The organism is Brevundimonas sp. UBA7534 (genome assembly GCF_002479325.1).
In the GTDB taxonomy this organism is placed as follows: Bacteria; Pseudomonadota; Alphaproteobacteria; order Caulobacterales; family Caulobacteraceae; genus Brevundimonas.
The window spans coordinates 486-8,543 of sequence record NZ_DLMO01000121.1; the positions used below are offsets into that span (position 1 = coordinate 486).

The 8,058-nt window shown below is 70.3% G+C and carries 6 protein-coding genes; 5 read left to right on the forward strand and 1 reads right to left on the reverse strand.

Annotated features, from left to right (window positions below; genetic code table 11):
- The 5 genes from B2U11_RS09615 to B2U11_RS09635 form a co-directional block, all read left to right on the forward strand.
- A partial coding sequence (locus B2U11_RS09615; RefSeq protein WP_292071374.1) for a GTP cyclohydrolase I occupies positions 1-258 on the forward strand: 258 nt, incomplete at its 5' end.
- A gap of 32 nt (positions 259-290) precedes the next feature.
- Positions 291-1,382, forward strand: coding sequence for a 2OG-Fe(II) oxygenase (locus tag B2U11_RS09620; RefSeq protein ID WP_292071375.1), 1,092 nt, complete (start codon positions 291-293; stop codon positions 1,380-1,382).
- A gap of 68 nt (positions 1,383-1,450) precedes the next feature.
- Positions 1,451-2,608 (forward strand): acyltransferase family protein, encoded by a 1,158-nt coding sequence (locus B2U11_RS09625; protein ID WP_292071376.1) that lies wholly within the window; start codon positions 1,451-1,453, stop codon positions 2,606-2,608.
- A gap of 125 nt (positions 2,609-2,733) precedes the next feature.
- Positions 2,734-4,407, forward strand: coding sequence for an MFS transporter (locus tag B2U11_RS09630; protein WP_292071377.1), 1,674 nt, complete (start codon positions 2,734-2,736; stop codon positions 4,405-4,407).
- A 123-nt stretch (positions 4,408-4,530) separates the two neighbouring features.
- Positions 4,531-7,896, forward strand: a complete 3,366-nt coding sequence (locus B2U11_RS09635) for a PAS-domain containing protein (RefSeq protein ID WP_292071378.1) — start codon at positions 4,531-4,533, stop codon at positions 7,894-7,896.
- A 30-nt stretch (positions 7,897-7,926) separates the two neighbouring features.
- On the opposite strand, the gene B2U11_RS09640 is transcribed toward B2U11_RS09635, so the two are convergent.
- Positions 7,927-8,058, reverse strand: a 132-nt coding sequence (locus tag B2U11_RS09640; protein WP_349680721.1) for a helix-turn-helix domain-containing protein, incomplete at its 5' end; no start/stop codon positions are given.

The following is an 8,058-nucleotide window of genomic DNA, read 5'->3' on the forward strand; positions in this document are numbered from 1 at the left end:
TCCAAGCTGGCGCGGGTGGTGCGCGGCTTCGCCCGGCGGCTGCAGATCCAGGAGAAGATGACCTCCGAGATCGCCCAGGCCATCCAGACGGTGCTGAAGCCCCAGGGCGTCGGCGTGGTCATCGAGGCCGAGCACAGCTGCATGACCCTGCGCGGCGTCAACGTCCCCGGCGCCAGCCTGTCGACCAGCTGCCTGCTTGGCGTGGTGCGCGACGACCCGAGGACGCGCGAGGAGTTCCTGCGGCTGGTGCGGGGGTGACGGCCGTGCCCGGCGCCGAACCAATGGATCCGATGGCGCTTCACGCCCGGGCCAAGGGCGGCGACGTGAAGGCGCAGATCGCCCTTTCGGCGATCTTCGACCGGGAGGGACGTCACGACGTGGCGGTGGCCTGGCTGCAGCAGGCGGCGGCGGGCGGCAGCCTGGAGGCCGAGACGGCTCTGGGGTCGCGCCTTCTGGTCGGACGCGCCGCCCCGTTCGACCCCGCACAGGGCGCCGAACGCATCCATCGCGCGTCGGACAGGGGCGGCGTCGAGGCCGCGCTGCGGTCCGCCGTGCTGCTGCTGCGTGGTCTGGGTCGCCCGCCGAACGGCGACGCGGCGCTGGACCTGCTGCTGAGCGCCGCTCTGAAGGACAATGTCGGCGCGCGTGCGCAGTTGGCCGTGCTGGCGAACGATGCGGACCTTCTGGAGCGCGTGGATCGCGGCGCCCCCCTGTCCGAAAATCGTCTGAAGGCGGCCCGGCGCGCCATTGATCTGCCGGCATGGCTGCGCGCGCCGGCGCCGACAGAGATCAGCGAGACACCCAGAATCGGCGTTTTCGGCGACTTCCTGCCTCCTCTCGCTCGCCTCTGGACTCGTCGGCGGGCGGCCCAGCGGCTGGACGCGCTCAGGGTCTATGACGCCGATGCGGGCGGCGTGAGGACGGACGACATCCGCACCAGCCGCGGGGCCGGCTTCGGCCTGCTGGACACCGATGTGGTGCTGACGCTGATCGCCGCACGCATGGCGGTGGCGTCGGGCCTGCGCCTCGAAACGTTCGAGCCGGCCAATGTGCTGAACTACCAGGTCGGCCAGCAGTATCGGCCGCATTACGACTATCTGGATCCCGCGGCGCCGGCGCTGGCCGAGGCGCTGCGCCGCCAGGGTCAACGCACGGCCACCTTCCTGGCCTATCTGAACGACGACTATGCGGGCGGCGAAACCGGCTTTCCCCGGCTGGAATGGGACTTCAAGGCCAAGGCGGGCGACGCCTTGCTGTTCTTCAATGTCGACCGGGAGGGGCGCCCCGTCGAGAAAAGTCTTCACACGGGTCTTCCCCCCACGGATGGGGAGAAATGGGTGCTGTCGCAATGGATTCGCGACCGCGCCCAGCCCCTGATCTGACCCGATCTGATCTTCGCCCCATTCCCGGCGCGCCCCTTGCGTGATCCTGGGTCAAGGAGGCGTTTTCGATGCCGTGGAGCCTGTTTTCGACCCGGAATGAGACAGTCCAGATCGCGCGTGGCGGCTGGCTGGACGCGCTGCGTTTCATCGTGGCCTTCCTGATCATCCTGCATCACTTCCAGGCCGCGGGTCCGGCGCACCTGGCCGCGATCGTCAATCCGATCTTCGAGCGTGGCGGCTTCCTGCTGACCAACTTCTTCCTGATCGATTCCGGCTACGTCCTGATGCGCGTCTATGGGGCGGCGGTGGACAAGGGGCGGATGTCGCCCGGGGACTTCTTTCTGAAGCGCTTCCTGCGCGTCGTGCCGGCCCACCTGATCATGGGCCTGTCGCTGGTCGGCCTGGTGGTGCTGAGCACCGCCGTGGGCGTGGCGCCGCGCAATCCCGAATGGTTCGCTTGGGATCAGCTGCCGGCGCAGCTGCTGCTGGTCCAGTCGTTCGGCGTGTACGGCGGCCTGGGCTGGAACGCCCCGACCTGGTCGATCTCGGCCCTGATCGGCTGCTACCTGGCCTTCCCCTGGATCATCCGGGGGTTGATGCGGCTGGGGCCGTGGTCGGCGCTGGCGCTGGGCGTGGGGGTCTATCTGGCCGCCAACCAGCTGTGCTGGTGGATCCTGGACTACCCCGTCTATCAGATGCCGATGCGCTACGGCTTCATCCGCGCCCTGCCGCTGTTCTTCCTGGGCATGTGCCTGGCCTGGTTCGCGCAGAAGGTCTGGATTTCGCCGAAGCTGGCCGGCTGGGCCGGGGTGCTGGCGGCGGTCGGCTTCTTCGCCGTCGAGCTCCACGACAAGCACGCCCTTGTCGCCCTGACGCTGATCTCGGTCATCATCCTGGCCGCCGGCGCCACGTCCGTGCGCAAGCCGTCCAGGCTTGTCGAGACGGCGGCCATGGTCTCGTTCTCCATGTTCATCACCAACGAGGTGGTGCGCATCGCCTGGTTCGGCGCGGTCAATGTGCTGATCGCCAAATTCGCGCTGCCGGTCGCGGCCCAGTGGGCCCTGTGGGCGCTGGGCGTGGCCGCGGCGGTGGCTTTCGCCTTCGCCTTCCACTTCGTCATCGACAATCCGATCCAGTCGCGCATCCGCCGCTGGTTCAAGCGCCGCGCCGGCGCCAGCGCCGCCCGCCGCCCCGAAGCCGGGCCGGTCATCTCGCTGGAGGGCTGAGCGCCGGTCTGCGACCAAAGTCTGTCTCTCCAGCCGTATCGGCGTGCGTCAAAGTCCCGGTTCGCGCGTCCGCCAAAGGCCGCGTCAGAACGGCCGATCAACGGCGACATGGAGGAAACAGGACAATGGCTACCGACGCCGCAGCTGCGTCCGGGGGGGAAGAGCATCAGGTGGGTCGCAACGATCGCCTGGTGATCCTGGCCTCCTCGGTCGGCACCGTCATCGAATGGTACGACTTCTATCTGTACGGATCGCTGGCGGCGATCATCACCGTGCAGTTCTTCTCGGGCGTCAACGAGACGACCGGCTTCATCTTCGCCCTGATGGCCTTCGCCGCGGGGTTCGCGGTGCGGCCGTTCGGGGCCATCGTCTTCGGGCGGCTGGGCGACCTGTGGGGGCGCAAGAACACCTTCCTGGTGACCATGCTGCTGATGGGCCTGTCGACCTTCGTGGTCGGCCTGCTGCCGTCCTATGCCGCCATCGGCATCGCGGCGCCGATCATCCTGGTGCTGATGCGCCTGATCCAGGGGCTGGCTCTGGGCGGTGAATATGGCGGCGCGGCCACCTACGTGGCCGAGCACGCTCCGCACGGCAAGCGCGGCTTCTACACCTCCTTCATCCAGATCACCGCGACGGCCGGCCTGCTGCTGAGCCTGGTCGTGATCCTGGGCGTGCGCACGGCGGTGGGCGAGGAAGCCTTCGCCGAATGGGGCTGGCGCATTCCGTTCCTGGTTTCGATCCTGATGCTGGCGGTGTCGCTGTGGATCCGGCTGAAGCTGTCCGAAAGCCCGTCGTTCAAGCGCATGAAGGCCGAAGGCAAGGGCTCCAAGACCCCGCTTAAGGACTCCTTCGGCAAATGGCCGAACCTGAAGCTGGTGCTGATCGCCCTGGTCGGCCTGGCGGCGGGTCAGGCGGTGGTCTGGTACACCGGCCAGTTCTACGCCCTGTTCTTCCTGGAGCGGGTGCTGAAGGTCGACGCCTCGCTGTCGAACGTGCTGATCGCGGTCGCCCTGCTGCTGGCCACGCCCTTCTTCGTCATCTTCGGCTGGCTGTCGGACAAGGTCGGCCGCAAGCCGATCATCCTCTTGGGCTGCCTGCTGGCGGCGCTGACCTACTTCCCGCTGTTCCAGGCGCTGACCACGGCCGCCAACCCGGCCCTGGCGCGCGCCACGGCGACCTCGCCGATCACCGTCTACGCCGACCCGGCGGATTGCAACGTCCAGTTCGACCCGATCGGCAAGACCGTGTTCAACCACTCTTGCGACCTGGCCAAGTCCTATCTGGCCAAGGCGGGCATCAACTACACCAACGTCGAGGCCCCGGCCGGAACGGTGGCGGAGGTGCGCATCGGCGACGACGTGGTGGTGCCCAGCTTCCGCGGCGAGTCCATGAGCGGCGCCGACTTCGCCGCCGGCAAGAAGACCTGGGACGCGTCGCTGGGCGAAGCGCTGGCCACCGCCGGCTATCCCGCCAAGGCGGCCAGCGACGAGGTGAACAAGCCGATGGTGGTCGCCATCCTGTTCATCCTGGTGCTGTACGTGACCATGGTCTACGGGCCGATCGCGGCCGCCCTGGTCGAGATGTTCCCGACCAACATCCGCTACACCTCGATGTCGCTGCCCTATCACATCGGCAACGGCTGGTTCGGCGGCTTCCTGCCCACCACCGCCTTCGCCATGGTGGCGGCCACGGGCAACATCTACTACGGCCTGTGGTACCCGATCGTCGTGGCCCTGATCACCGTCGTGGTCGGCTTCCTGTTCGTGAAGGAAGGCAAGGACGTCGACATCAACGCCTGATCCTGCTTTCAGGCGCGGATGAAGGGGGCGGGCCGTCGACCAGCGGCCCGCCCCGCTCTTTTTAGGCCGGGCCTGCGCCGACGCCCCTTGTGAGCGCGGCGGCGGCCGGATCAGATGCGACCCATGTTCAGCCTGGTGATCCTGGCCCTGGTGGCCGCCTACATGGCCGTGCTGTTCGCGGTCGCCTGGTCGCAGGAGCGGCCGGCCGCGCGCGCCAGGGGCGGCGGCCTGGGGCCGTCGGTCTATGCCCTGTCGCTGGCCATCTACTGCACCTCCTGGACCTATTACGGCGCGGTCGGAACGGCGGCGCGCACGGCGTGGGAATACCTGCCCATCTACATCGGCCCGGTGCTGGGGCTGACCCTGCTGTTCCCCGTCTGGCGGCGGGTCGCGGCCGCCGCCCGGCGCGAGAACGTGGGGTCGATGGCCGACTTCGTCGCCTCCCGCTATGGCAAGAGCCAGACCCTGGGGGCGGTGGTGACAATCGTCGCCATCCTGGGGTCCCTGCCCTACATCGCGCTGCAGCTGAAAAGCCTCTCGATGGCCGGCGCCCTTCTGACGGCGGGAACGCCCGTGGCGGGATCCGAGCGGCTGACCGTCCTGGTGCTGGCGGGGGTGCTGGCCTTCTTCGCCATCCTGTTCGGGGCGCGACGGCCCGACCTGACCGAGCACAATCGCGGCCTGATCCAGGCCATCGGCCTGGAGTCGGTGGTCAAGCTGGGCGCCCTGCTGATGGTGGCCGGCTTCGCCCTGTTCCTGTTGCTGGGGCAAGGCGATGCGGGCCGGATCGCGCAGGGCCTGGGCGCCTTGGCCGCCCCGCCGGAAGTCACGCCGCGCTTCACCGCCATCACCTTGGTGGCGACCCTGGCCATCTTCTGCCTGCCGCGTCAGTTCCACGTCGCCTTCGTCGAGGGCGCCGAGCCGGCCCAGGTGCGGCGCGCCCGGTGGGTGTTTCCCCTCTATCTGGCCCTGACCAGCCTGGCGGTGCTGCCGCTGGTGGCGGCCGGCGCCCTGTTCGCGCCCAGCGTCAATCCGGACCTGCTGGTCCTGGCCCTGCCTTTCGGCCGGGGCGAGCAGACGTTGACCGCCATCGTCTTCGTCGGCGGCTTCTCGGCCGCGACGGCCATGGTGATCGTCGAGGCGGTGGCCCTGTCGGCCATGGTGTCCAACAGCCTGATCCTGCCCTTTGTGGCGCGCGACCGCTGGCGGCGGCGCGGCGACGCCTCGGACATGGCCGGCACCATCCTGCAGGTGCGGCGCGCGGCCATCGTGGCGGTGCTTCTGCTGGCCTGGGTCTATTACCAGGCGACCGACCAGACCCATGGACTGGCGGCGATGGGCCTGGTGTCCTTCGCGGCGATGGCCCAGCTGGCCCCGGCGCTGCTGGGCGCGGTGGTCTGGCGCGGCGGCCACGCCCACGGCGCCCTGGCCGGCATCGCCGTCGGGGTGGCTGTATGGCTGGTGATGCTGGCCCTGCCGCAGCTGGCGCCGGGCGCCGCCTGGCAGGTCCCCGCCCTTCTGGGCCTGACGGACGCCTTCGCGCCCGGCGTCTTCGTCAGCCTGGCGCTGAACCTGGCGACCTATGTGGTGGTGTCCCGCTGGGCCAAGCCCCGACTGATCGACCGGGTCCAGGCGCGGGCCTTCGTGGACCGGCTGGGGCCGGACTGGCTGGAGGGGCGTCCCTCGCCCGCCGGAGCCTCGGTCGGCGACCTGCGCGCGCTGGTCGCCCGCTTCATCGGCGACGAACGGGCGGAGCGGGCCTTCGCCGCCTGGGCGCGCGAGACCGACACCCCGTTGAAGGACGCCGATCCCGCCGACGCCGCCCTGGCGCGCGGGGCCGAGCGGATGCTGGCGGGCGCCATCGGCGCGGCCTCGGCCCGGCGGGTCATTTCCGCCGCCCTGGCCGGAGGCGGCCGCGCGCCCGAGGACGTGGTGCGGATGCTGGACGAAGCGTCGCAGGCGGTCCAGTTCAACCGCGACCTGCTGCAGACCACGCTGGACAACATCGACCAGGGCGTGATCGTGGTCGACGAGGACCTGCGCGTCACGGCCTGGAACCGGCGCTATGTCGAGATGTTCGACCTGCCCCCCGGCTTCGTCCACGTCGGCCTGCCCATCGCCCAGATCTACCGGCTGAACGCCGAGCGCGGGGAGAGCCCAGACGACGTCGAGGCCTGGGTCGAGCGGCGGCTGGAGGCGCTGAGCCGCCGCATCCCGCACGAGCACGAGCGGCCGCGGCCGGACGGTCGGGTGCTGGGTTCGTCCGGGGCGCCGATCCCCGGCGGCGGCTACGCCACCAGCTATACCGACATCACCGCCCTGCGCCGCGCCGCGCGCCAGCTGGAAGAGGCCAACGAGCGGTTGGAGGCGCGGGTGGCGGACCGCACCGAACGGCTAGAGGAGGCCCGCCGCGTCGCCGAGGACGCCACCGCCTCCAAGACCCGCTTCCTGGCCGCCGCCAGCCACGACCTGCTGCAGCCGCTGCACGCCGCGCGCCTGTTCATCGCCGCCTTGAAGGAGGAGCCGGCTCTGGACGACGGGGCGCAGGGGCTGGCCACCAACGCCGACCGCGCCATCGACAGCGCCCACCGTCTGCTGACCGCGCTGCTGAACCTGTCCAAGCTGGAAGCCGGCGGGGTCCAGCCGGCGGTGCGGCGCCTGTCGCTGGACGCCCTGTTCGACGAGCTGCGGCGCGAGTTCCAGCCGGTGGCCGAGGCCAAGGGGCTGCGGCTGACGATCGTGCGCTCGGGCCTGTGGATCGCGACCGACGCCGATTTGCTGCGGTCGATGCTGCAGAACCTGATCGTCAACGCCATCCGCTACACCGACCGGGGCCGCATCCTGGTCGGCGTGCGGCGCGACGGCGAGACGGCGCGCATCCTGGTGTGCGACACCGGCCGAGGCATCCCAGAGGCCGACCGCGAGCACGTCTTCGGCGAGTTCGTCCGCCTGCCCGGCGCGCCGGTCGACGAGCCGGGCGCGGGCCTGGGCCTGGCCATCGTGCGCCGCCTGTCCAGCCTGTTGGACCATCCGCTGGAGATGACGTCGCGCGTCGGACGCGGCACCGCCTTTCGGGTGATCGTGCCCCGCGCCCCGGCCGAGCCGGTGATCGAGCCGGCGCGGGAAGCCGATCCGCGCCTTCCGCTGGCGGGCCTCAGGGTGCTGTGCGTGGACAACGAGCCGGCCATTCTGGACGCGCTGTCGGCCCTGCTGACGCGCTGGGGGGCGCGGCCGACCCTGGCCGCCAGCCTGGCGCAGGCCGAGGCCGCCGGGCACGACTTCGATGCGGCGGTGATCGACCTGCACCTGGGCGAAGGACCGGACGGGTTCGAGGTCATCGGCCGGCTGCGGCCGCGCGGCGTGCGCCGCATCGCCCTGGTCACCGCCGACACGCGCGACGGCTTGAAGGAGCAGGCGACGGCGGCGGGGGCGGTGCTGCTGCCCAAGCCGATCAAGCCGGCGGCGCTGAAGGCGTTTCTGTCGAGCTGACCTTCATCGCTCCTCCCGGCGGGACAGGAGTCAGACCTCGTCCAGCTGTTTGGCCAGGATCACCGCCTGGGTGCGGTTCTGGACGCCCAGCTTGCGAAAGACGCTGGTCAGGTGCGCCTTGATGGTGGCCTCGGACACGCCGAGGTCGAAGGCGATCTGCTT